This window comes from Facklamia sp. P12945 (genome assembly GCF_050409485.1).
Classification (GTDB): Bacteria; Bacillota; Bacilli; order Lactobacillales; family Aerococcaceae; genus Facklamia.
Genome location: NZ_JBNUPJ010000058.1, coordinates 1 through 717 on the forward strand (window position 1 = coordinate 1; position 717 = coordinate 717).

Here is a 717-nt window from a genome sequence, read left to right on the forward strand (position 1 = left end):
GTTAATTGCTTAATCTCCTTGGATAGCATCAACCCTATTGGACATAGAGCCAAAATATTATCACCTTGATTTTAAAATTTGAATAGTTTTATTACAAATCGTTCAAACATCTTAATTTTCTTCTTTTTTTCTGCCTCCTACTGCAATTAATCCTAATCCACTTAATATTGAAAGAGCAGCACCTGAAAACAGAACAAGTTGATCAGACTCTCCCGTATTCGGTAAAACTCCGGCTTTGGAAGGTGAATCATCAGATTTTTCAGGGATATTTGGATCACCATTATCTCCATCATTTTCTGAATCTGAGACAGAAACAATAACTGGAACTTCAAATATTTCAAACGAACCATCTGGATAAGTAACTTTAACTAAACCGATGTATTTACCTGGCATAGTATAGTCTATTACTCCTTCTGGTGTCACATCTTCAAACGTGGGTTGTCCTGGATACTTAGGATCTTCTACGTACCCTGGAATCGTTACATTGTCAGTTAAGTCTACTGTTCCGCCTGGTTGAATCACTTCAGGTGAAACAATAGGTTCATACTTATCAGCTTGAGTTTCATCTGAGGTTGGTGTCGTTACAGTAACTGTCACATCCACAATTTCTGTTGAACCGTCTGGATAAGTTACCTTCACCTGACCAATGTATGTTCCCGGCTTAGTATAGTCTATTACTCCTTCTGGTGTCACATCTTCAAACGTGGGTTGTCCTGG

1 protein-coding gene is annotated in these 717 nt (G+C 38.1%); it reads right to left on the bottom strand.

Annotated features, from left to right (window positions below; all coding sequences use genetic code 11):
• Positions 1-111 precede the first annotated feature (111 nt).
• On the bottom strand, positions 112-717 hold a 606-nt coding region (locus ACQV2X_RS08760; protein WP_428874607.1), incomplete at its 5' end, for a Rib/alpha-like domain-containing protein.